The 21,745-nt window shown below is 67.4% G+C and carries 20 protein-coding genes and 1 pseudogene; 12 read left to right on the plus strand and 9 right to left on the minus strand.

Annotation, left to right across the window (positions count from 1 at the left end; all coding sequences use genetic code 11):
- The 8 genes and pseudogenes from gidA to RR928_RS13950 form a co-directional block, all read left to right on the plus strand.
- Positions 1-696 (plus strand): annotated as a pseudogene (gene gidA, locus RR928_RS13915) (tRNA uridine-5-carboxymethylaminomethyl(34) synthesis enzyme MnmG); the annotation flags it as partial.
- The gene (rsmG, locus tag RR928_RS13920) at positions 693-1,352 is read left to right on the plus strand and encodes a 16S rRNA (guanine(527)-N(7))-methyltransferase RsmG (RefSeq protein WP_332537762.1); all 660 of its coding nucleotides are present in this window, start codon (positions 693-695) and stop codon (positions 1,350-1,352) included. The pseudogene gidA and the gene rsmG, both read left to right, overlap by 4 nt.
- A gap of 88 nt (positions 1,353-1,440) precedes the next feature.
- Positions 1,441-2,055, plus strand: a complete 615-nt coding sequence (locus RR928_RS13925; RefSeq protein ID WP_332682973.1) for a LysE family translocator — start codon at positions 1,441-1,443, stop codon at positions 2,053-2,055.
- A gap of 16 nt (positions 2,056-2,071) precedes the next feature.
- Positions 2,072-2,842 carry a ParA family protein gene (locus tag RR928_RS13930; protein WP_332537760.1) on the plus strand — a complete coding sequence of 257 codons (771 nt, stop codon included), beginning with the start codon at positions 2,072-2,074 and terminating at the stop codon, positions 2,840-2,842.
- Positions 2,842-3,408 carry an RBBP9/YdeN family alpha/beta hydrolase gene (locus RR928_RS13935; RefSeq protein WP_442881918.1) on the plus strand — a complete coding sequence of 189 codons (567 nt, stop codon included), beginning with the start codon at positions 2,842-2,844 and terminating at the stop codon, positions 3,406-3,408. The genes RR928_RS13930 and RR928_RS13935 overlap by 1 nt, the downstream gene beginning before the upstream one ends.
- Positions 3,402-4,313, plus strand: coding sequence for a ParB/RepB/Spo0J family partition protein (locus RR928_RS13940; RefSeq protein ID WP_332682975.1), 912 nt, complete (start codon positions 3,402-3,404; stop codon positions 4,311-4,313). The genes RR928_RS13935 and RR928_RS13940 overlap by 7 nt, the downstream gene beginning before the upstream one ends.
- 13 nt (positions 4,314-4,326) lie before the next feature.
- Positions 4,327-5,397 carry a GGDEF domain-containing protein gene (locus tag RR928_RS13945; RefSeq protein WP_332549536.1) on the plus strand — a complete coding sequence of 357 codons (1,071 nt, stop codon included), beginning with the start codon at positions 4,327-4,329 and terminating at the stop codon, positions 5,395-5,397.
- A 42-nt stretch (positions 5,398-5,439) separates the two neighbouring features.
- Entirely contained in the window at positions 5,440-6,897 is a 1,458-nt protein-coding gene (locus RR928_RS13950; RefSeq protein ID WP_332537757.1) for an argininosuccinate lyase, read from the plus strand.
- A 4-nt stretch (positions 6,898-6,901) separates the two neighbouring features.
- Here the strand turns inward: RR928_RS13950 and RR928_RS13955 are convergent, their stop codons facing one another.
- From RR928_RS13955 to RR928_RS13970, 4 genes are all read right to left on the minus strand, one after another.
- The gene (locus tag RR928_RS13955; protein WP_332537756.1) at positions 6,902-8,425 is read right to left on the minus strand and encodes an argininosuccinate lyase; all 1,524 of its coding nucleotides are present in this window, start codon (positions 8,423-8,425) and stop codon (positions 6,902-6,904) included.
- A gap of 112 nt (positions 8,426-8,537) precedes the next feature.
- Complete coding sequence (locus RR928_RS13960; protein ID WP_332537755.1) at positions 8,538-9,362, minus strand: hypothetical protein; 825 nt, start codon at positions 9,360-9,362, stop codon at positions 8,538-8,540.
- A gap of 63 nt (positions 9,363-9,425) precedes the next feature.
- Positions 9,426-10,025 (minus strand): tetratricopeptide repeat protein, encoded by a 600-nt coding sequence (locus tag RR928_RS13965; RefSeq protein ID WP_332682978.1) that lies wholly within the window; start codon positions 10,023-10,025, stop codon positions 9,426-9,428.
- A 124-nt stretch (positions 10,026-10,149) separates the two neighbouring features.
- Positions 10,150-11,055: an AraC family transcriptional regulator gene (locus RR928_RS13970; protein ID WP_332682980.1), complete on the minus strand. Its 906-nt coding sequence runs from the start codon at positions 11,053-11,055 to the stop codon at positions 10,150-10,152.
- A 64-nt stretch (positions 11,056-11,119) separates the two neighbouring features.
- On the opposite strand from RR928_RS13970, the gene RR928_RS13975 reads away from it, so the two are divergent.
- Positions 11,120-12,379: an MFS transporter gene (locus tag RR928_RS13975; RefSeq protein ID WP_332537752.1), complete on the plus strand. Its 1,260-nt coding sequence runs from the start codon at positions 11,120-11,122 to the stop codon at positions 12,377-12,379.
- Between the two features lie 26 nt (positions 12,380-12,405).
- On the opposite strand, the gene RR928_RS13980 is transcribed toward RR928_RS13975, so the two are convergent.
- Together RR928_RS13980 and RR928_RS13985 are read right to left on the minus strand one after the other, a co-directional pair.
- Complete coding sequence (locus tag RR928_RS13980; protein WP_332549016.1) at positions 12,406-13,827, minus strand: FAD-binding oxidoreductase; 1,422 nt, start codon at positions 13,825-13,827, stop codon at positions 12,406-12,408.
- A gap of 87 nt (positions 13,828-13,914) precedes the next feature.
- Complete coding sequence (locus tag RR928_RS13985; protein ID WP_332537750.1) at positions 13,915-14,259, minus strand: EF-hand domain-containing protein; 345 nt, start codon at positions 14,257-14,259, stop codon at positions 13,915-13,917.
- Between the two features lie 146 nt (positions 14,260-14,405).
- On the opposite strand from RR928_RS13985, the gene RR928_RS13990 reads away from it, so the two are divergent.
- Positions 14,406-14,978 (plus strand): cob(I)yrinic acid a,c-diamide adenosyltransferase, encoded by a 573-nt coding sequence (locus tag RR928_RS13990; protein WP_332537749.1) that lies wholly within the window; start codon positions 14,406-14,408, stop codon positions 14,976-14,978.
- A gap of 6 nt (positions 14,979-14,984) precedes the next feature.
- On the opposite strand, the gene RR928_RS13995 is transcribed toward RR928_RS13990, so the two are convergent.
- The 3 genes from RR928_RS13995 to RR928_RS14005 all read right to left on the minus strand — a co-directional run bounded on the left by RR928_RS13995 (position 14,985) and on the right by RR928_RS14005 (position 18,550).
- Positions 14,985-15,407 (minus strand): hotdog fold thioesterase, encoded by a 423-nt coding sequence (locus tag RR928_RS13995; protein ID WP_332682983.1) that lies wholly within the window; start codon positions 15,405-15,407, stop codon positions 14,985-14,987.
- A gap of 140 nt (positions 15,408-15,547) precedes the next feature.
- Positions 15,548-17,062, minus strand: a complete 1,515-nt coding sequence (locus tag RR928_RS14000) for an acetyl-CoA hydrolase/transferase family protein (RefSeq protein ID WP_332537747.1) — start codon at positions 17,060-17,062, stop codon at positions 15,548-15,550.
- A 198-nt stretch (positions 17,063-17,260) separates the two neighbouring features.
- A complete protein-coding gene (locus RR928_RS14005; protein ID WP_332682985.1) occupies positions 17,261-18,550 on the minus strand; it encodes a solute carrier family 23 protein in 1,290 nt (429 codons plus the stop codon).
- A 172-nt stretch (positions 18,551-18,722) separates the two neighbouring features.
- On the opposite strand from RR928_RS14005, the gene RR928_RS14010 reads away from it, so the two are divergent.
- Both RR928_RS14010 and minC read left to right on the plus strand, forming a co-directional pair.
- Positions 18,723-20,864, plus strand: a complete 2,142-nt coding sequence (locus tag RR928_RS14010; RefSeq protein ID WP_332682987.1) for an acetoacetate--CoA ligase — start codon at positions 18,723-18,725, stop codon at positions 20,862-20,864.
- Positions 20,865-20,967: 103 nt separating this feature from the next.
- Complete coding sequence (minC, locus tag RR928_RS14015; RefSeq protein WP_332539666.1) at positions 20,968-21,708, plus strand: septum site-determining protein MinC; 741 nt, start codon at positions 20,968-20,970, stop codon at positions 21,706-21,708.
- Positions 21,709-21,745: the final 37 nt, after the last annotated feature.

Raw genomic sequence — 21,745 nt, forward strand, 5'->3', positions numbered from 1 at the left:
GACCTGATCACCAAGGGCGTGACCGAGCCCTACCGCATGTTCACCAGCCGCGCCGAGTTCCGCCTGCAGCTGCGCGAAGACAACGCCGACATGCGCCTGACCGAGACCGGCCGCCGCCTGGGCCTGGTCGACGACGCGCGCTGGGAAGCCTTCAGCCGCAAGCGCGAAGCCGTGGAGCGCGAGACCCAGCGCCTGAAGTCGACCTGGGTCAGCCCGCGCAATCTGCGGGCCGAGGAATCCGCGCGCGTGCTGGGCAAGGCGATCGAGCATGAGTACAGCCTGTTCGAGCTGCTGCGCCGGCCCGATGTGAGTTATCCACAGCTTGTGAGCCTGGACGACGGCAAGTATGTGTCGGCCGATGTTTCACGTGAAACCCTGGGTGATCTGAGCGAGTCGGTGATCGAGCAGGTCGAGATTGCCGCCAAGTACGCGGGCTACATCGACCGCCAGAAGGACGAGGTCGAGCGCGCCGCGCACCTCGAACACCAGCGCCTGCCAGCCGACCTCGATTACCTGCAGGTCACGGCGCTGTCGTTCGAAGCCCGCCAGACGCTGCAGAAGCACCGCCCCGAAACCCTGGGCCAGGCCTCGCGCATTTCGGGCATCACGCCGGCGACGATCTCGCTGCTGATGGTGCACCTGAAGAAGGGCGGCTTCCGCGGCTTCACGCCGGTGGCCAAGGGAGAAGCCGCATGAGCGCCGCGCTGCGACCCGCGCTGGAGCAGGGCATTGCGAAGCTGGGCCTGTCGCTGTCGACGACCCAGGTCGATCTGCTGCTCGACTTCCTCGCCTTGCTGCAGAAATGGAACAAGGTCTACAACCTCACGGCGGTGCGCGATCCGCAGGAAATGCTGAGCCACCATCTGCTCGACAGCCTGGCCGCCGTCGCGCCGCTGCAAAAGCATGTGCAGGGCCTGGCGCGCGCCGAAGGCGCGCGCACGCCGCTGCTCGATGTCGGTTCGGGCGGCGGACTGCCCGGCGTGGTGTTTGCCATCTGCTGCCCCGAAGTCGATGTCAGCTGCGTCGACACCGTGGCCAAGAAGGCGGCGTTCATCCAGCAGGCCGCGGCCAGCCTCAAGCTGCGCAACCTGCGTGGCATCCATGCGCGCGTCGAATCCTTGACCACTCCCTATGCCGTGGTCAGCTGCCGCGCGTTTGCCTCGCTGCCCGATTTCACCAAATGGTCGCGTTCGGCGCTGGCCGCCGACGGCGTCTGGTTCGCGATGAAGGGCAAGCATCCGGCCGAGGAAATCGCCGCGCTGCCCGCCGACGTGCACGTGTTTCACGTGGAACAACTGCAGGTGCCGGCACTCGATGCCGAGCGCTGCATCGTCTGGATGCGCGCCGTCTAATCCCCTGGTTCCGGGCACGCGGGGTTGTCGATGACGGTGCATTGCACGCGTCTCGCATAAACTGCAGACTTTTGTTGCCGGGGAAATCATGTTTGGCGTTGCTGATTACGGCGCGTTCGTCGCCGCCATCGTTCTGTTCCTGGCGATTCCCGGCCCCGGCAATCTGGCGCTGATCACGTCGACCGGGCAGGGCGGAATCCGCTCCGGCATGGCCGCCTGCGGCGGCGTGATTGCCGCCGATCAGCTGCTGATGTGGCTGGCCGTGGCCGGCATGGCGGCGCTGCTGGCCGCGCATCCGGCAGCCTTCGCGGCGCTGCAGTGGCTGGGCGCGGCCTACCTGGCCTGGCTGGGGTGCCGCATGCTGCTGGCCAGGCCCGGCACCCAACCGGTGCTCAGGATGCAGCCGCACCACTATTTCCGCCAGGGCGCGCTGATCACCTTGCTCAACCCCAAGGCCATCGTTTTCTACATGGCGTTCTTCCCGCTGTTCGTCGACCCGGCAACGCACCAGGGCCTGAGTACATTCGCAGTGATGGCCGCGACCGTCGCGGCGCTGACTTTCCTGTATTCCCTGATCGTCGTGCTGCTGACGCACTTCCTGGCCGACCGCCTGCGCGCCAACCCGCGCATCGTGCAGGCGCTCGAGAAGACGGCGGGCACTTTCCTCATCGGCTTTGGCATCAAGCTGGCCATTTCCAAATAAGTTATCCGAAAGCCCTATGGCCAAGATTTTCTGTATTGCCAACCAAAAAGGTGGCGTCGGCAAAACCACTACCTGCGTGAACCTGGCGGCGGGCCTGGCCAAGATCGGCCAGCGCGTGCTGCTGATCGACATGGACCCGCAGGGCAATGCGACCATGGGTTCGGGCGTCGACAAGCGCAGCCTCGAGCTCACGGTCTACGACGTGCTGCTAGAGAACGCGTCGGTGCAGGAAGCCGCGGTGTTCTCCGAGAAGGTCGGCTACCACGTGCTGGGCGCCAACCGCGAGCTCACGGGCGCCGAGATCGAACTGGTGGCGCTGGAGCGCCGCGACAAGCGCCTCAAGGGCGCGCTCGCGGCCGTAGACGCCGACTACGACTTCGTGCTGATCGACTGCCCGCCCAGCCTGTCCATGCTCACGCTCAACGGCCTGTGCGCGGCCAACGGTGTGGTCGTGCCCATGCAGTGCGAATACTTCGCGCTCGAAGGCCTCACGGACCTGGTCAATACCATCAAGCAGGTGCACGCCAACCTGAACCCCGACCTGCAGATCATCGGTCTGCTGCGCGTGATGTTCGACACCCGCACCACGCTGCAGCAGCAGGTCAGCGACCAGCTCAAGGACCATTTCGGCGACAAGGTGTTCAACACCGTGATTCCGCGCAACGTGCGCCTGGCCGAAGCGCCCAGCTACGGCGTTCCCGGCGTGGTGTTCGACCCTTCCGCCAAGGGCAGCAAGGCCTTCATCGAGTTCGCGCGCGAGATGGTGGACCGCATCAAGAAGATGTGATGCCGGTGTCCGCGTCTTCCTCCACATTGCCTCAAATACTGCTGCTGCCGGACGGCGGGCCGCAGTCCCATGCCGAGCCCTGGCTCGCGCGCTGGCAGGGCCTGCATGGCGCCGTGCTGCTTGAGCAGCACGACTGGCAGCGGCCGCTGCGCGGCGACTGGAGCGCGCGCCTGCAGGAGACGCTGGTCGACGCGCCCGCACCCGTGGTGCTGGTGGCCAGCGGCCTGGGCTGCGTGCTCGCGGCCTGGTGGGCCGCGCATTCGCCGGCCGCGGCCAAGGTGCGCGGCGCGCTGCTGGTCGGGCCGGTCGACGTGGAACAGCCCGCGCTGCGCGAGCAGTTGCCGGGCTGGTCGCCGATCGCGCTGCAGCGCCTGCCTTTCCCCTGCATTCTTGTGGGCCAAGCGAACCCCGCCGCGTGCAGCCTGGAGCGCGCACAAGCCCTGGCCCAGGCCTGGGGCGCGACGTATGTGGCACCCGATGAGACGGCACACGATCCGACCCGGGACGACTGGGCCACGGGTCGCACGCTGCTGCAAACCCTTTTGAAAGACGATAAGCCATGGTGACAAAGAAACCCAAGGGCCTGGGCCGCGGCCTGGAAGCATTGCTCGGCCCCAAGGTCGAGGAGTCGGCAGCGAGCACCGACGCGGCGACGACGCCGCATGAGCTGCGGCTCGACCAGATGGTCGCCGGCCAATACCAGCCGCGCACGCGCATGGATGAAGGCGCGCTGTACGAGCTCGCCGAAAGCATCAAGGCCCAGGGCATCATGCAGCCCATCCTGGTGCGCCGCCTGGCCAAGGGTGCGAATGCCGGCCAGTACGAAATCATTGCCGGCGAACGGCGTTTTCGCGCGGCGCGCATTGCCGGCCTGGAGAGCGTTCCGGTGCTGGTGCGCGCGGTGGCCGACGAGGCTGCGGCCGCCATGGCGCTGATCGAGAACATCCAGCGCGAAGACCTGAACCCGCTCGAAGAGGCCCAGGGCCTGGCGCGGCTGGTCAATGAATTCGGCCTCACGCACGAACAGGCCGCGCAGTCCGTGGGGCGTTCGCGCTCTGCGGCCTCGAACCTGCTGCGCCTGCTGAACCTGGCCGAGCCCGTGCAGGAAATGCTCATGGCCGGCGACATCGACATGGGCCATGCGCGCGCGCTGCTGGCGCTCGACAAGGCCGCGCAGATCACCGCCGGCAACCAGATCGCCGGACGCAAGCTGTCGGTGCGCGAAGCCGAATCGCTGGTCAAGAAGATGGGCGAGGACTTCAGTCTCAAGCCCCAGACCGCGAAGAAGGACAAGTCGCGCGACATCAAGCGCATCGAGGAAGAGCTGTCCGACCTGCTGATGGCCCAGGTCGAAGTGCGCGTCAAGAAGCGCGTGCGCCGCCGCGGCAAGGTGCAGGACATGGGCGAGGTTTCCATACAGTTCGGCTCGCTGGAGGAGCTCAACGGACTGATCGAACGCCTGCGCGGCTGAGCCTGCTGCACCGATGCCGCATCGCAAGCTGATGGGCGCGGGCGACTCCGCCGAGCGCGAGCAGGCCTACCGCGAGCAGACGCTCAAGCGCCTGCAGAGCACGGCCGTGGAAATGGGCGTGACGGCGGTCATGGGCTCGGTGGTGGCGCTGCTGGCGCGGCTGCTGATTCCCGACCCCGAATATGTTGCGTTGCGCGTGGCGCTGCTGCCGCTCACGGCGCTGTTCGCCTACCTCATCGTGCGTGCGCCTTCGGTGCGCGCCTATGGCTGGTGCTGCATGGCGACCATTGCCACGGTCAGCCTGAACAGCTATCTCGGGGCCCTGGGCACGGACCGGCCGCTGCTGTACTTCCTGCCGGCCGCGGTGCTGATCGTGCTCACCACCAGCTTTTTCTGGGTCACGCTGGCCCAGTGGATAGGCGGCGCACTGGTCAGCTATGCCTGCTTCCTGCCGTTCATCCTCGACCACACGGCCAGCCGCACCGAAACCGTTTTCAGCCTGCTGTTCGCGGGCCTGGCGCTGGTCACGGGCTTTGTGAGCCACATGCGCATCCAGGATTCGCAGCACCGCGCCTTCGATCAGGAATGCCGGCTCGCCGAGCTGTCGGTGACCGACACGCTCACGGGCGCGAGCAGCCGCGCCGAGTTCCTGCAGCAGGCCGAGAAGACCGCCGTGAAGGCGCGTGCCAGCGGCACGCCGCTGACGCTGCTGTACCTCGACATCGACCATTTCAAGCGCCTCAACGACGGCCACGGCCATGCGGCCGGCGATGCGGTGCTGCGCGGCATGGCGGACGTGCTCAAGCATTCGCTGCGCGCCAGCGATGTGTTCGGCCGGCTCGGCGGCGAGGAGTTCTGCGTGCTGCTGCCCGATCAGACGCCGCAGCAGGCGCAGGCGCTTGCCCAGCGTCTGCGCCTGCTGCTTGCGGCCGTGCCGCGGCCCGATGCGCGGCTCACGGTATCGGCCGGCATCGCCGGCATGCGCGCGGGCGAGCCCGTGGTGCAGACGCTGCACCGCGCCGACCTGGCAATGCTGCAAGCCAAGCAGATGGGTCGCGACCGGGTATGCGTCGATCCGCTGTGAAGCGCAGGGCGTGACGCCCGCATCTTTTTTGATTCCATGAACATGACGAACACTATTGCGCGCGACGACTTCTACTGGCTGGGGCAGATCAACAAGGCCAGCGCCGTCATCAACGCGCGCCAGGGCCTGCTGGAGGGCCCAGCCGCCCGGCGCATCGCCCAGGGCCTGCAGCGCGTGCTGCAGGCCGCTCAAGAGCCCGGCGCCGAGCGGCCCACGCTGGTCATCACGTTCGAGCCCTTGCTGATACGCGCGGCCGGCGTGGAAGCCACCTTGCTGCATGCCGGACGATCGAGCCAGGACATGCTGGTGGCGGTGCGCCACGCCATCCTGCGCGACGAGATCCTGGGCCTCGCGCAGCAGTTGCACCGGACCACGCAGCTGCTGGTCGGCATGGCGCGCGCGCATGCGGATGCCATCGTGCCCAACTACACCAACGGCGTTGCCGCCCAGCCCAACAGCTACGGCCACTACCTGCTGGGCCATGCCTGCGGCCTGCAGCGCGACGCCCAGCGGCTGCAGCAGGTGTATGCGCGCCTGAATCTGTCGCCCATGGGCACCACGGTGCTCAACGGCACGGGCTGGCCGCTGGACCGCGAAGCCATGGCCGCGTACCTGGGCTTCGACGGACTGGTCGACAACGCCTACGATGCGGGCCAGATCCATGGCGCCGAGATGCCGGTGGAAATCGGTCATCTGGTCACGACCATGGCGCTGCATGTGGGCGCGTTCATCCAGGATGTGACGCTGCAGTATTCGCAGGCAAGGCCTTGGCTGCTGCTGCGCGAGGCCGCGGGCAACACCTACGTCTCTAGCGCCATGCCGCAAAAGCGCAATCCCGGCCTGCTGATCGACACCCGCACGAAAGCCTCGCGCGTGCTCGCGCTCGCGTCCGGGCGCACCTGGCATGCGCACAACATTCCGCCGGGAATGAACGACGCCAAGGTCGTCGTGGAAAACGTCGAAGTGCTGCGCTGCGCGGTCGACATGCTGGCCATGTTCGGCCGCGTGCTCGATGGGCTGGAGCTCAACACGGCGCGCGCACTGGAAGAGCTCAACAGCGACTGGACGGCCTCGCAGGAAGTCGCCGATGTGCTGATGCGCGACCACGGCCTGCCGTTCCGCGTGGGCCACCATTTCGCTTCGGAGATGGTCTCCCATGCAAAGCAGCATGATGTGCGGCCCAGCGACTTTGCGTATGCCGATGCGCAGGCAATCTACGCCCGCACCATTGCCCATGAGATGCCCGATGGCGATCCGGCGTTTCCATTGAGCGCGGCTGGATTGCGCGCCGCGCTGGACCCCGTGGGCATAGTGCGCAGCCGCCAGACCCATGGCGGGCCCCAGCCCGCGGAAATGCAGCGCATGCTGGCGGCGGCCGATGCCGATCTCGCCGCCCAGGCGAACTGGGTGCAGGCGCGGCGCGGCGCTGTCGAGGCCCGCAGCGCGCAGCTGGACGCGGACTTCGCGCGGCTCGCCGGCGCAGCGCTGGCGCCGGCCTGAGGGCCTACTGCGCGGCCAGGCGCGCGAAGTCGCGGTCGAGCTGGGCCAGCGCCGCCGCAATGCGATTGCGGCGCTCCACGACCCATTGCTCATCCTGCGCCAGCCGCTGCTGCGACTGGGCGATCATGCGCGCCATTTCCTTGGGCTGCGGGCCGCCGGCGGTCATCCGGTGGCGCACGATGGCCACCGGGTCCAGGGCCGCGCGCAAAGCGCTTTCCGACATCGGCAGCCGGCCATTGTCCTGGCCCATCTCGTGCTTGATGGTCGCCGCGTAGATGCGCTGCGCATCGGCATAGGGGAAGTCGCTGGGCTTGATGTCGCGCTCCTTGGCGAAGCTGACGATCTCGGAGGCGAAGTGGTGGCCCACGCGGAACGGCAGCTTGTGCTCGCGCATCAGCACATCGGCGACTTCCTGGGACGCGGTCCAGTCGAGGTTGAGTTCCTCCAGCGCGCGCTCGGGATTGACCACCAGTCCCGCGAGCACCCGGTCGAAGGCCTGCAGCGTCGCCAGCGTGGCGTCCACAACGGCGGCGGAGTCACGCGATGACTTGTTGTCGCTCATGCCGGGCGGGATGTTGTGCTGGGCGATCAGCCGGCCTATGCCCAGGGTCAGCACGCGCGAGGCCTGGGCGCGCGTGTCGTTGAGCAGGCCCGGATTGCGCTTTTGCGGCATGGCGCTCGACACATAGGTATTGCCGCCGCCTTCGCGCAGCAGTATCCAGGGCCGGGGCTGGGCGTACTGCACCATCACGTCCTCGACAAAGGCGCCCACATGCAGCGCAATGCTCGACGCCACGGCGCCGATTTCCGCGGGCATCTCGGCGGCCAGGATCTGCGCCGCGTCGTAGGCGTTGTCCACGGTCGCGGGATAGCCCAGGTACTTCGCCATGCGCTCGCGGTTCAGCGGCCAGCTGGTGCCGTTGAGCACCGTCGTGCCCATGGCCGACTGGTCCAGGCGCGCAAACGCCTGCTGCAGGCGCTGGGCGTCGCGGTCCAGGCCGGCCAGGTGTCCCAGCAGGTAGTGGCCGTAGCTGTTGGGCTGGGCGGCGACGCCGTTGGTGTAGTTGGGCACGATGGTGGCGGCATGGGTCTGCGCGAGCTGCAGCAGCTGGGCGCGCGTCTGGCGCAACTGCTGGGCCAGGCGCAGCAGGTTGTCGCGCTGCGTGGCCGAGCGCACGGTGGCCAGCATGTCCTGGCTCGAACGCCCGGCGTGCAGCAAGGTGGCCTCGACACCCGCGGCCTCGATCAGCAGCGGCTCGAAGGTGATGACCAGGCCGGGGCGCTTGCCGTTGGGGGCCTCGCCCGCGCTCAGAACGCTTTGCAGACCTTTTGCGATCCGCGGCGCGACGGCCTTGTCTAGCAGGCCTTCGTCGGTGTTGATCACCGCCGAGGCCTTGTTGATCTGGCCCAGCCAGTAGAAGTCGTCGCGCTTCGCATCCTGCGCCCAGGCGACATGCGACAGCGTCGCCAGGCCCAGGGCGCAGATGGCGCGCAGGGCCAGGCGTGAATGGTTTTTGGGGTTTTGCAAGATTTGTCTCCAGTGTTTTTTATGTTCTCAATGGTACGGCCAGGCGCTCACCGGAGGCGCAAACACAAAAAAAGGGCTTCCGAGGAAGCCCTTTGTTCATCGCCGCAATGGCTTACTGGCCGACCTTGAGCTGGCCGCCGCGGCCCAGGCCGCCCTTGACTTCCTGCGCCTTGTAGTTGCGCAGCGAAACCACCATCTTGTTGTACGCGTCCATGAACGCGGCCACCGTGGCCTTGCCTTCGGGCGTGCGCGAGAAGCCGCCCAGACCGGCGACCGCGCCGCCGCCGAACGCGCCCAGCGCCGCGCCGTAGTTGGTCGCCGTCGCATTGCCTTCGGAGATCGACAGCTGCACGCCCGAACGGATGTCGAACATGGTCATGGTGACCACCGAGACCTTGCTCTGCAGCGAGCCGGCGAGCGCGCCCGCGGCGCCGCCGAACAGGCCGCCCAGGCCGGCAGCGAGGCCGCCGACGGAGTCGTTGTTGATGATGATGGCCGGCTCGAGGTAGTAGTCGGCGGCCACGCGCTGGCCCTTTTGCTGCTTGGAGCCGGCGCGGAATTCACCGGAGTTGCGCTGCTTGTCGGTGATGGCGCTCATGCGGCTGTCGGTGCGGCTGTTGCCGATCGAGGTGATCACGAAGCAGTTCGACTGCTGCACGGCCAGGCGGATCAGCGGCTCGATGTTGGTCACCTGGGTGGCCTGGCCGAAGCTCGCAAACCATTCCTTGCCGCGGCCGTCATCGACGGCGATCGTGCCCAGGGGCGCGTCGCAGCGCTCCAGCGATTCGTTGGCGTTGACGCTGGTCGCGCCGCCTGCGGCGCCGCTGGCGGCCGTGGGCGCATTGCCAGCGGTGAGCAAGCCGCCGCCGGGCGTGACGCAACCCGACAGGACCAGGGCGGACGCCAGCGTGGCAAGGCTCAGGGAAATCTTGGACATAGGTACTCTCTGGTTGTAAAACTGTTGTGGTGAGGGCGCCGCGGCAGCGGCGCGGCAATGGGGTCAGCGCAGTATCCAGCCCGCGCCGCCCCAATACCAGTAATAGGGCGCAGCGGCGTACCAGCTGCCCCATGACGTGCGATAGGCTTCGCGCACCCGGTACTCGGACTGGGCATCGCGCTTGGCGGCCTGGGCATCGGGCAGCATGCGCTGCGCTTCCTTGTGGCCCTTGGCGGCCGCGCGGCTGAGCCAGGCTTCGGCTTCGGCCGGGTCCGAACCCATTTCCTCGAAGCCCTGCAGGTACATGCGGCCCAGCGCGAATTGCGCGGCCACCAGTCCCTGGTCGCCGGCCTTGCGCATCCATTCAATGGCCTGGAAGCTGTTGCGTTCGACGCCGTCGCCGCGCAGCAGGCGCAGGCCCAGGTCGTAGGCGGCCTTGGGGTCCTTTTCGGCCATGCGGCTCAATGCTTCGAGCCTGCGCTCGGCTGCCGCATCGGTGGCCGGCGGCTGCCAGCGCGTGGTGTTGCGGTGCTGGTCCACGCAGCGGCTGCCTTCACAGACGCGCACGGTGTCGCTCACGGCGCCCAGCTGCTCGGCAGGAGTCTGCGCCGCGCAGCCCAGCAAGGCCAGGGTGGCGGAACATAGCAATAAAGCCCTGTGCATGGACGGAGTTCCCCATTCGTTATTTTGCAAAGGGACGATTCTTGTGATTTCAAGCCGTTAGTGCACACTAATTTTCATTCGGATACATTTCGCGACGCATTCGCGTCTCTGTGTCCCGAAGGCGTCAGCTTTCCGAAGATTGCAGCCGGTGCTGGCCGAGAAACGCCGCGGCCGTCATGCCCACGCTGCGCCGCACCATCGCGCTGAAAGCGCTGGGCGTGTAGTTGAGCTCGGCCGCAATGTGCGCAATGGGCATCTGGCGCGCGGCCAGCGCCACGGCATGGGCCAGCACCACCTGCTGCTGCCATTGCGTGAAGGTGCAACCGAGTTCGCTGCGGAACAGCCGCGCCACGGTGCGCAGGCTCGCGCCGGTGTCCAGCGCCCACTCCTGCAGGCTTGCATGGCGCGTGGGCTGCTCGAGCACGGCCTCGCACAGGTGCAGCAGCCGCTTGTCGCGCGGCATGACGATGCCCAGGCGCATGTCCGGCGCGCGGCGCAGTTCATCGCAGACCAGCGCGCTCAGATGGTGTTCGCGCTGCAGTGCCAGGGGTGACAGCGGCGGGCCGGCATCGCTGTCGGTCGACAGTTCCCGCACCAGCGCGCGCAGCAGCTGCGAGGCCTGCAGCACACGGCACTGCTGCCAGGCCGGCTGGTCCATCCATTCCGCCTGCGCGCCCGCGCCGTCGCTTGCCGGCAGGAAGTACAGCGTGTAGAGCCGCGCGGTCTCGACCATGGTGACCGCATGCGGCTGGCCTGGCGGCACCCAGACCGCGCGGTTGGGCGGAACGATATAGGTGGCATGGTCCATCGACAGGCGGATCACGCCGCCCGTGGAAATCGCCATCTGCGCCCAGGGATGGCTGTGGGGCATGACCTGGGTGTCGCGGCGCAGCTCGCGCATTTTCGCGCGCACCGGCCGCTGCGCGTTGGGCTGGTACAGATGCGGGTCCAGCGTGGGCACGTAGAACAGCGGCCGGGGAAGCTTGCGCATGGCCGGCGAGGGCAGCAGGGCGATGGCGGGTTTCGGCATGTATGCGATAGTTTTTGGCAGTCTATCGCATACATGCCGCGCCGCGCTTGCCTAAGATGGCCGCATGAACGCTTCATCGTCAACTTCCGCGAACGCGCCCGCCGCCGTTCCGCTGCGCCAGGACGCGCGCACCATAGGTCTCATTGGCCTGGCCCATGGTTCCTCGCACTTTTTCCATCTTCTGCTGCCGCCGCTGTTTCCCTGGCTGATCGCGGATTTCGGCTACAGCTACTCTGAACTGAGCGTGCTGCTGTCGGTGTTCTTCGTGGTGTCGGGCGTGGGCCAGGCGCTCGCGGGCTTCCTCGTCGATCGCGTGGGCGCGCGCCCCATCCTGTTTGCCGCGCTGAGCAGCTTCGTCGTTGCCGGCGTGATCGCCAGCACGGCCCAGGGCTATGCGACGCTGCTGCTGGCCTCGGTGTTTGCCGGCCTGGGCAATGCGCCATTCCATCCGGTGGATTTCACCATTCTCAACAAGCGCGTGTCGGCGCCGCGCATAGGCCATGCGTTCTCGGTGCACGGCATTTCGGGCAATCTGGGCTGGGCGCTGGCGCCGGTGTTCATGGCCGGCATCACGACAGCCACGGGTTCGTGGCGCACCGCCTGCCTGTGCGGCGCGGGCCTGGCGGCGCTGGTGCTGCTGATCATGGTGCTCAACCGCGACGCGCTGGACGACCGCAAGCCTTTGGTGCCTGCCGCGGCCCGGCCGGCGGCCGGCAGCGCGCCTGCGGAGCATCCCATGGCCTTCCTGCGCCTGCCATCGGTCTGGCTGTGCTTCTCGTTCTTCTTCTGGAGCACCTGCGCGCTCAGCGCCATCCAGAGCTTTGCCAGCCCTGCGCTGCAATCCATGTACGGCCTGCCGCTGAGCCTCACGGCGCTGGTGGCGACGGGCTACATGCTGTGCGGCGCGGCCGGCATGCTGATCGGCGGCTTCCTGGTGGGCCGCGTGCAGCGGCTGGAAAAGCTGATTGCCATCAGCCTGCTGGCGTCGGCGGTGCTGCTGGCGGTCGTCGGCTCGGGCCTGCTGCCGGGCTATGTGGCGCTGGCCGTCGCCGCCGTGGCCGGCCTGGGAACGGGCATTGCGGGCCCGTCGCGCGACATGCTGATCAAGAAGGCCGCGCCTGCGGGCGCCACGGGCCGGGTCTACGGCACGGTGTACTCGGGGCTGGATCTGGGCTTTTGCCTGGCCGCGCCGGTGTTTGGCGCCATGCTCGACGCCCACTTCTACGGCGGCGTGTTCTTCGGCTCGGCGACGGCGCTGGCGCTGAGCGTGGTGTCGGCGGCCTTTGTCGGCCAGAAGGTGGCGCAGCGCTACGCCGCGGCCTGAAAAAAAGCGCCCCGCGGGGCGCTTTTTTACAAGGTGAAGATCTTGCCCGGATTGAGGATGTTCTTCGGGTCCAGCGCGCGCTTGATGGCGCGCATCATGTCGACCGCGCCGGCGCCGGTCTCGTCGACCAGAAAGCCCATCTTGTGTATGCCCACGCCGTGTTCGCCGGTGCAGGTGCCGCCCAGGCGCAGCGCGCGCGCGACCAGTTGGTGGTTGAGTTCCTCGGCCTTCTCGAACTGCTCGGGCTTGGTGGGGTCGAGCAGGTAGCCGAAGTGGAAGTTGCCGTCGCCCACATGGCCGACGAGGAAGTAGGGCAGGCCGCTGGCATCGGCTTCGGTGATCGAGTCGAGCAGGCAATCGGCGAGGCGGCTGATGGGCACGCAGGTGTCGGTGCTGATCGCGCGGCAGCCGGGAACGGAGCTCACGGCGGCGAAATAGGCGTTGTGGCGCGCGGTCCACAGGCGCGTGCGGTCCTCGGGCGTGCTGGCCCATTCAAAGGCCTGGCCGCCGAACTCGCTGGCGATGTCCTGCACGGTTTCCGCCTGCTCCTTGACGCTGGCCGGCGTGCCGTGGAATTCCATCAGCAGCATCGGCTCTTCGCGCAGCGTGGTCTTGCTGTAGTTGTTGACCATGCGCACCGAGTTCGCATCGAGCAGCTCGACGCGCGCGATCGGCACGCCCAGCTGTATGGTCTGGATCACGGTGCGCACCGCGGCTTCGATGCTGGGGAAGGAGCAGATCGCGGCCGAGACGGCTTCGGGCAGCGGGAACAGGCGCACCGTGACTTCGGTGACTATGCCCAGCGTGCCTTCGCTGCCGACCATCAGCCGCGTGAGGTCGTAGCCAGCGCTGCTCTTCTTGGCGCGCGTGCCGGTGTGAATCACTTCACCGCTGGCGGTGACGACTTCGAGCGCCAGCACGTTCTCGCGCATGGTGCCGTAGCGCACGGCGTTGGTGCCGCTGGCGCGCGTCGCGGTCATTCCGCCGATGCTGGCATCGGCGCCCGGATCGATGGGAAAGAACAGGCCGGTGTCGCGGATGGCTTCGTTGAGCTGCTTGCGCGACAGGCCGGGCTGCACGGTCACGGTGAGGTCGTCGGCGTTGACGCTCAGCACGCGGTTCATGCGGCTCACGTCGAGGCTGATGCCCCCCTGGATGGCCAGCAGATGGCCTTCGATGGATGAACCCGCGCCATAGGCAATGATGGGCACTTCGTAGTCGCTGGCCAGCTTCACCGCATCGGCCACGTCCTGGGTGCTTTCGGCGAACACCACGGCGCTGGGCGGCGGCGCGATCAGCGCGCCTTCGTCGCGGCCATGCTGCTCGCGCACGGCCAGGGATTGCGAGCACTGGGCACCGAAACGGGCAACCAGGGCTTCGAGAAATGCGGCCGGCACCGGGCGGGGTGTGGCGGGCAACAGGTGCTGGACAGCGACGGGTGAATTCATGGGGGACCTCTTCAAGGGATCCAAAAGAATACCACCCGTGACCGGCGTCAATGCGCGCCGTGGCGCATGTCGCAGCAGCGCGCGGGACTACTGGCGCGCGCCGCGCTGGAACTCCTGCGGCGACAGGCTGCCATTGCCGTCCGTATCGAGTTCGCGCAGGCGGCTGGCGATCACCGGCAGGGCCTGGGCTTCGGCGGCGCTGAGCTGGCCGTCATGGTTGACGTCGGCGCGTTCGAACGCCGCCTGTTCGGCGGTCTGGCGCGGTGCCGCGGTGCGGCCCGACGGGGCGGGCGAGGCGGGTGCGGCGGCGCTGCGCGCCGCGGGCTGGGGCACGGTCTGCGCGCCAGCGACACCGCCAAACGCCAGACTCGCAAACAGGACCATGCTGCGCACTTCGAAAGCGCCGATGGCGCGGGGGTGGCTGGACTTCATGGACAAAAAACTCCGGAACAATGAAACACGACTGCATTCCACTGCACATCGGGCTGCATTGCTAGCATTTTTGCTAGCTGTTGCCTGGGCCTACACTTTCCTGCGCGCTGTAACGGAGAATGGCGTTTTTCCTCGCAGGAGCCAGCATGGGCAATCGTTTGACACAGATAGCCACCCGCACGGGTGACGACGGCACCACGGGCCTGGGCGACAACTCCCGGGTCTCGAAGAACAGCGGCCGGCCGCACGCTATGGGCGATGTCGACGAGCTCAATTCGCATATCGGCCTGCTGCTGTGCGAGCCGCTGCCGCAGGACGTGCGCGAGCTGCTGGTCGATGTCCAGCACCAGCTGTTCAACCTGGGCGGCGAACTGTCGATTCCGGGTTTCGAATTGCTCAAGGACGAAGGTCTGCTGCAGCTCGACAATGCGCTTGCGCACTACAACGCCCAGCTGCCGCGGCTGCAGGAGTTCATCCTGCCCGCGGGAACGCGTGCCGCGGCCCAGGCCCATGTCTGCCGCACCGTGGCGCGCCGCGCCGAGCGCATGGTGGTGGCGCTGGAGCAGGGCGAAGCCATGCGGTCCGCGCCGCGCCAGTACCTGAACCGGCTGTCCGATCTGCTGTTCGTGCTGGCGCGCGTGCTCAACCGCATGGACGGCGGCGACGATGTCTATTGGAAAAGCGAGCGCCTGGCCGCGCAGGCGGGCGACGCGTCCTGATGCGCCTCAGCGCGGCGCCAGGATCGCCATGGTGATGCGCGAGGTGCAGGTCGGCTGGCCTTCGTCGTTGACCATGTCGATCTGCCACACATGGGTCGTGCGGCCGATGTGCACCGGCTTGGCCGTGGCCGTGACCCAGCCGCTGCGCGCCGCGCGCAGATGGTTGGCGTTGATGTCCAGGCCGACCGCGCTATGGCCTTCGGGGCTGGCGTAGAACGCGCCCAGGGACCCCAGCGTCTCGGCCAGCACCACGCTGACGCCGCCGTGCAGCAGGCCGAACGGCTGCACCGTGCGCGCGTCCACGGGGACCCGGCCGACGATGAAGTCGTCGCCGATTTCGGTGATTTCTATGCCCAGATGGCTGACGGCCGTGTTGGCGCTGTCACGGTTCAGGGCGGCCACGGAGGCGGGCTTCTTCCAGATCGACATAAGGCAACTCATAGAGGTGAACGCAATGTTCCGATCATGCCCGCAGTGGACCTGGGCGGCAAAAACCGAGGCGACAGCGCGTGTACGGGCGTAAAAAAGCCCGGCGCGGGCCGGGCTGGCGGAAAGGCGATGCGCGCGGGTCAGACGTGCATTGTTCCGGTTTCCAGGAAGCGCTCGTGCCAGCTCAGCGCCTCGCGCAGGATGTGCGGCGTGTGCTGCGCGCCCTTTTGCCGCGCGCGGTCGAAGTAGTCCTGCAGCATGGGGCGGAAGTCGGGGTGCGCGCACTTGTCGATGATGACCTGGGCGCGCTCGCGCGGCGACAGGCCGCGCAGATCGGCCAGGCCCTGCTCGGTGACGATGATCTGGGTGTCGTGCTCGGTGTGGTCGACATGCGAGCACATAGGCACGATGCAGCTGATCTTGCCGTCCTTGGCGACCGACGGCGTGACGAAGAACGACAGGTAGCCATTGCGCGCGAAGTCGCCCGAGCCGCCGATGCCGTTCATCATTCCCGAGCCCATGATGTGGGTCGAGTTGATGTTGCCGTAGATGTCGGCCTCGATCATCGAGTTCATCGCGATGATGCCCAGGCGGCGCACCAGCTCGGGGTGGTTGCTGATCTCCTGCGGGCGCAGGATGATGCGTTCGCGGTAGAAGTCGATGTTGCCGACGAAGTCCTCGTAGGCGCTGTTGCTCAGCGAGATCGACGTTGCCGAGGCCTGGCGCATCTTGCCCGCGCGCAGCAGGTCGAGCATGCCGTCCTGCAGCACTTCGGTGAAGCCCAGCAGGTTCTCGAACGGCCCGGTCAGCAGGCCGGCCAGCACGGCGTTGGCCACATTGCCCACGCCCGACTGGATGGGCAGCATGTCCTTGGGCAGCCGGCCCTGCTTCATCTCATGCGACAGGAAGTCGATGATGTGGCCCGCGATCTGGCTCGACACCGCGTCGGGCTGGGCAAAGCCCGAGTTGCGGTCGCTCTGGTGGGTCTCGACCACGGCGATGACCTTGGCCGGATCGACGCGCAGGTAGGGCTCGCCAATGCGTTCGGCGGCATGCGTCATGTTGATCGGCGTGCGCCGCGGCGGGATGGCCGTGCCGTAGTAGATGTCGTGCATGCCTTCCATGGCCAGCGGGGGCTTGGTGTTGACTTCGAGAATCACCTTGTCGGCGATCTCCAGCCAGGTCTTGTTGTTGCCCACGGCCGTCGACGGGATCAGCCGGCCGTCGGGCAGCACGCCCAGCACCTCGATCACCGCGACCTTCATCTCGCCCAGAAAGCCGAACCAGGCGTGCTGGGCGACATGCGACAGATGCATGTCGACGAAGTGGATCTCGCCGGCATTGATCTTCGCGCGGCAGATCGGGTCGGTCTGGAACGGCAGGCGCTTTTCGTAGGCGTCGGCCGCAGCCAGCGTGCCGTCCATTTCGGGCGCCGTCGACGCGCCGGTCCAGACGCTGATCTTGTACGGCCGGCCCGCGGCGTGCTCGGCGCGCGCGCGCGCGGCCAGGGCCTGGGGCACGAGCTTGGGATAACCCGCGCCGGTGAACCCGCTCATGCCGACGTTGGCGCCCGCGGGCACCAGCTCGGCCGCCGCTTCGGCGCTCATGATCAGGGGATGGAAATCGCTATACCGTACGCGGTCAATCAATGACATCAACAAACTCCGCAAAAAAACGCCACCGCTTGTCTCCAGAATCGGGCGCGGTGACTTGCGGGGCGGATATTAGCAGCGATGATCCTCGGACCTCTGGTTTACCCGAGGTATCCAGTTTGCCGTCATGCTCACTGCGTCGGCGATGTCTGCGCGCAAGAAAAAGGGGCCTTGCGGCCCCTGGATGACATCTGCGCCAGCTTAACGTGGCTTGCGGTCCAGCAGCGCGTAGAGAATGATCGCGCCAAACGTGGCGGTCCCGATGCCGCCCAGCGCGAAGTCGCCGAACTTGAGCGTGAACTCGCCCGTGCCCAGGATCAGCGTGATCGCGGCGACGATCAGGTTCTTGTTCTGCGAGAAGTCGACATGGTTGCGCACCCAGATGTTGGCGCCGGCGACGGCGATCAGGCCGAAGACGACGATGGACACGCCGCCCATCACCGGCAGCGGGATCGCCTGTATCAGCGCGCCGAACTTGGGGCTGAAGCCCAGCAGCACGGCCAGCAGCGCGGCGCACAGGAACACCGCCGTCGAGTAGATGCGCGTGGCGGCCATCACGCCGATGTTCTCGGCATAGGTGGTCACGCCCGTGCCGCCGCCCGCGCCGCTGATCATGGTCGCGACGCCGTCGCCTATGAACGCCCGGCCCATGTACTGGTCGATGTTCTTGCCGGTCATGGCCGTGACGGCCTTGATGTGGCCCAGGTTCTCGGCCACCAGGATGATGACCACGGGAACGATCAGCAGCATGGCGGGCGCGCTGAACACCGGCGCATGGAACTGCGGCAGGCCCAGCCACGCGGCATTGGCCACGCCCGACAGGTCGATGGCCTTGCCCATGCCGGCGACATTGGTCAACAGCGCGTAGAAGATGCTCGAGACGATCAGGCCGACCAGGATCAGCAGGCGCTGCAGCATGCCGCGCGTGAGCACTGCGACCAGGCCCACGGTGGTGAAGGTCAGCGCCTGCATCCAGCTGTCGAAGTTGCTGGCCGCCATGTTCTTGACGGGAATCGCCGCCAGGTTCAGGCCTATGACCGCGACCACGGCGCCGGTCACGACCGGCGGCATGAAGCGTTCGATCCAGCCCGTGCCGAGCCATTGCACCAGCACGCCGATCAGCGTATAGACCGCGCCGCAGGCAATGATGCCGCCCAGCGCCACGCCGATGTTGGCGTTCGCGCCCTGGCCCGCGTAGCCCGTGGCCGCGATCACCACGCCGATGAACGCGAACGACGAGCCCAGATAGCTGGGCACCTTGCCGCCCGTGATCAGGAAGAAGATCAGCGTGCCTATGCCGCTCATCAGCACCGCCAGGTTGGGGTCGAAGCCCATGAGGATGGGCGCGAGCACGGTCGAGCCGAACATCGCAATCACGTGCTGTATGCCCATCAGCCCGGTCTGCGGCCAGGGCAGGCGCTCATCGGGGCCGATCACGCCCCCGGAATGCAGCACATCGGAGGACTTTTCTGTCCATTGGAATATTCCCATCGCTTCTCTCCTGTGAAAACTGGCGCGATGTTAGAGATATTCCGCCGGCCATGGGGGACAGTTTCGCCAAACGTTGTAGGCGCATGACGCCTGCTGCGGCTGTCGCGCAGGCGGCTTTTTGCGGGCTAACCCGCAAACGCTTGCGCGCGCCGCGCTTTAACGTCAGGGAACTATGTCCACACTTCCTGCCTACATCCCCCAGATTCGCCGTTACCAGGACTGGCTCGCGCAGCGCCACGGGCTGGTTTTTGCCGACTACGACGCGCTGTGGCGCTGGTCGGTCACCGAGCTCGATGCGTTCTGGCAGAGCATCTGGGAGTACTGCGATCTGCAGTCGCCCACGCCGCACACGGCCGTGCTGGCGCGCAACGTGATGCCCGGCGCCCAGTGGTTTCCGGGTGCCCAGGTCAATTACGCGCAGCAGGTGCTGCGCCACACCGCGGCGGCCCAGGCCGCGGGCATGCCGGCCGTGATCAGCCGCAACGAGCAGGGCCTGCACCGTGAGCTGACCTGGCCCGAACTGCGCCGCCAGGTCGCGGCGCTGGCGCTGCATCTGCAGGCCCAGGGCGTGGGCCCCGGCGACCGCGTCGCGGCCTATCTGCCCAACATTCCCGAAGCCATGGTCGCGCTGCTGGCCTGCGCGAGCATAGGCGCGGTCTGGAGCATCTGCGCGCCCGACATGGGTACGCAGGCCGTGCTCGACCGCTTCCGCCAGATCGAGCCCAAGGTGCTGATTGCCGTCGACGGCGTGCACTATGCGGGCCGCGACATCGACCGCCAGCCGGTGCTGGCCGAGCTGCGCGCCGGCCTGCCCAGCCTGCAGCAGGTGGTGCTGATCAACAACCTCGACCTGGCGCTGGAGCGCGCCGACTGCGCCCACTGGGGCCGGATCACGGCGCGCGACGACGCCGCCACGGTGGCCTTCGAGCCGCTGTGGCTGCCGTTCGACCACCCGCTGTGGATCGTCTATTCGAGCGGCACCACGGGCCTGCCCAAGCCCATAGTCCACGGCCACGGCGGCATGGTGCTGGTCGCGCTGCAGCTCAAGGGCCTGCACAACGACGTAGGCTGCAGCTGGGATGCGAACAGCTGGGGCGAGCGCTACCACTGGTACAGCTCCACGGGCTGGGTGATGTGGAACGCCCAGGTCTCGGGCCTGCTGGGCGGCACGACCTGCGTGATCTTCGACGGCAGCCCCGGCGGCAGCAAGGAGCAGCCCGACTGGGGCGTGCTGTGGCGCTTTGCGGCCGAGACCGGCGTCACCTGCTTCGGCTCGGGCGCGGCGTTCTATGCGAACTGCATGAAGGCCGGGGTCGATCTCGCGGAGTGCGGCGACCTGTCGCGCGTGCGCAGCCTGGGCTCGACCGGCTCGCCGCTGTCGGCCGATGTGCAGCAATGGGGCACGGACCAGTTCCGCGCGCTGCGCGCCAAGGCGCAGGCCCAGGGCCGCCACGGCCTGCCGGCCGACGAAGACATCTGGTGGAACAACATTTCGGGCGGCACCGATTTCTGCGGCGCGTTTCTGGGCGGCCACCGCGAGCTGCCCCAGGTGCCGGGCGTGATGCAGTGCCGCCAGCTGGGCGCGGCCGTCGAGGCCTGGAACGACCAGGGACAGCCGGTCATCGATGAAGTCGGCGAGCTGGTCTGCACCCAGCCGATTCCTTCGATGCCGCTGTATTTCTGGGGCGACGAGGGCGGGCGGCGCTACCTTTCGAGCTACTTCGAGCATTTCGCTCCCGGCCAGGGCCGGCGCCCGGGCGGCGGCGACGCCGCGCCCGAAGCCGGCGCCGTCTGGCGCCACGGCGACTGGATTCGCGTGACGCCCGAAGGCGGCTGCGTGATCTACGGGCGCAGCGACGCGACCATCAACCGCCACGGCCTGCGCATGGGCACCAGCGAGATCTACCGCGCGGTTGAAGCCCTGCCCGAAGTGCTCGACAGCCTGGTGGTCGATCTCGAACATCTGGGACGCGAAAGCTACATGCCGCTGTTCGTCGTGCTGCGCCCCGGCGTCGAGCTGGACGCCGAACTGCGCGCGCGCATCAACGGCGCGATCCGCGCCGCGGTCTCGCCGCGCTTCGTGCCCGACGAGATCTTCCAGGTGGCCGAAGTGCCGCGCACGCTCAGCGGCAAGAAGCAGGAGCTGCCGATCAAGCAGCTGCTGCTGGGCAAGCCGCTGGCGCAGGTGGTCAACAAGGACACCATGGCCAATCCCGCGAGCCTGGGCTGGTACGAGGCGCTGGCGCAAAAGCGCCAGGCCGAGGCCGCGGCAGCTGTTCCGGCAAAGCAGGACGCGGGCGTGCATATGTCATGACATGTATCTCCGCGGTCACAGGCAGACTGCAGTTCATGGGGCCGGGGTACACTTTGTCATCTTTTGAGATGCGTCTCCGACCTTTCCTTTCGCACTCCCCTCCATGGCCGCTGATCCGACGGGCATTGCCCGCTCCAGTTTTGACCTCAAGAGCGCACAGCTGCATGTCGTGGCCGTTGCGCTCAAGGACACCGACGTCCAGCTGGTCGCGGCCGATCTCGCGCAGCGCCTGGCCGACGACCCCGACTTCTTCGACAACGACCCGGTCCTGATCGACCTGGCCCAGGTCAGGGAAGCCGAGCAGGCGATCGACTTTCCCGCGCTGCTCGCGCTGCTGCGCTCGCACCACACGCAACCCGTGGCGGTGCGCGGCGGCAGCGAAGCCCAGACCCGTGACGCCGTCGCCGCCGGCCTGAGCCTGGTGCCCGACGCGCAGACCGCGCGCCCGGCGCCGGTCGAAGTGCAGGAAGTGATTCGCGAAGTCGAAGTGATACGCGAAGTGCCCGCGCCCCAGGCCGATGCGATGGTGATCGACAAGCCCCTGCGCTCGGGCCAGCAGGTCTATGCCCGGGGAACCGATCTGGTGGTCCTGGCCGTGGTCAGCTATGGTGCCGAAGTGATTGCCGACGGCAATGTGCATGTCTATGCGCCGCTGCGCGGGCGCGCCATCGCGGGGGCGCGCGGCAACACCGCGGCGCGCATTTTCAGCACCTGCATGGAACCCCAGCTGCTGTCGATCGCGGGCATGTACCGCACCACCGATACCGAGCTGCCGCCCGAAATCGTGGGCAAGCCGGCCCAGGTCCGTCTCGACGGCGAGAAGATCATCGTCGAGCCTTTGTAATGTGTCAGCGTTGTCGGAGCGTTATCTCCCAGCAATC

The sequence above is a fragment of the Comamonas sp. genome (genome assembly GCF_036666375.1).
GTDB lineage: Bacteria > Pseudomonadota > Gammaproteobacteria > Burkholderiales > Burkholderiaceae_C > Comamonas.

Excerpts from the sequence above, each read along its gene's own strand:
- RR928_RS13965 (WP_332682978.1), bottom strand. The coding sequence starts at position 10,025 with ATGCACAGGGCTTTATTGCTATGTTCCGCCACCCTGGCCTTGCTGGGC.
- RR928_RS13945 (WP_332549536.1), top strand. The coding sequence starts at position 4,327 with ATGCCGCATCGCAAGCTGATGGGCGCGGGCGACTCCGCCGAGCGCGAG.
- minC (WP_332539666.1), top strand. The coding sequence starts at position 20,968 with ATGGCCGCTGATCCGACGGGCATTGCCCGCTCCAGTTTTGACCTCAAG.
- RR928_RS13975 (WP_332537752.1), top strand. The coding sequence starts at position 11,120 with ATGAACGCTTCATCGTCAACTTCCGCGAACGCGCCCGCCGCCGTTCCG.
- RR928_RS13995 (WP_332682983.1), bottom strand. The coding sequence starts at position 15,407 with ATGTCGATCTGGAAGAAGCCCGCCTCCGTGGCCGCCCTGAACCGTGAC.
- RR928_RS13980 (WP_332549016.1), bottom strand. The coding sequence starts at position 13,827 with ATGAATTCACCCGTCGCTGTCCAGCACCTGTTGCCCGCCACACCCCGC.
- RR928_RS13985 (WP_332537750.1), bottom strand. The coding sequence starts at position 14,259 with ATGAAGTCCAGCCACCCCCGCGCCATCGGCGCTTTCGAAGTGCGCAGC.
- RR928_RS13935 (WP_442881918.1), top strand. The coding sequence starts at position 2,842 with ATGCCGGTGTCCGCGTCTTCCTCCACATTGCCTCAAATACTGCTGCTG.
- RR928_RS14010 (WP_332682987.1), top strand. The coding sequence starts at position 18,723 with ATGTCCACACTTCCTGCCTACATCCCCCAGATTCGCCGTTACCAGGAC.
- RR928_RS13990 (WP_332537749.1), top strand. The coding sequence starts at position 14,406 with ATGGGCAATCGTTTGACACAGATAGCCACCCGCACGGGTGACGACGGC.
- RR928_RS13960 (WP_332537755.1), bottom strand. The coding sequence starts at position 9,362 with ATGTCCAAGATTTCCCTGAGCCTTGCCACGCTGGCGTCCGCCCTGGTC.
- RR928_RS13950 (WP_332537757.1), top strand. The coding sequence starts at position 5,440 with ATGACGAACACTATTGCGCGCGACGACTTCTACTGGCTGGGGCAGATC.
- RR928_RS13940 (WP_332682975.1), top strand. The coding sequence starts at position 3,402 with ATGGTGACAAAGAAACCCAAGGGCCTGGGCCGCGGCCTGGAAGCATTG.
- RR928_RS13970 (WP_332682980.1), bottom strand. The coding sequence starts at position 11,055 with ATGCCGAAACCCGCCATCGCCCTGCTGCCCTCGCCGGCCATGCGCAAG.
- RR928_RS14000 (WP_332537747.1), bottom strand. The coding sequence starts at position 17,062 with ATGTCATTGATTGACCGCGTACGGTATAGCGATTTCCATCCCCTGATC.
- rsmG (WP_332537762.1), top strand. The coding sequence starts at position 693 with ATGAGCGCCGCGCTGCGACCCGCGCTGGAGCAGGGCATTGCGAAGCTG.
- RR928_RS13930 (WP_332537760.1), top strand. The coding sequence starts at position 2,072 with ATGGCCAAGATTTTCTGTATTGCCAACCAAAAAGGTGGCGTCGGCAAA.
- RR928_RS13925 (WP_332682973.1), top strand. The coding sequence starts at position 1,441 with ATGTTTGGCGTTGCTGATTACGGCGCGTTCGTCGCCGCCATCGTTCTG.
- RR928_RS14005 (WP_332682985.1), bottom strand. The coding sequence starts at position 18,550 with ATGGGAATATTCCAATGGACAGAAAAGTCCTCCGATGTGCTGCATTCC.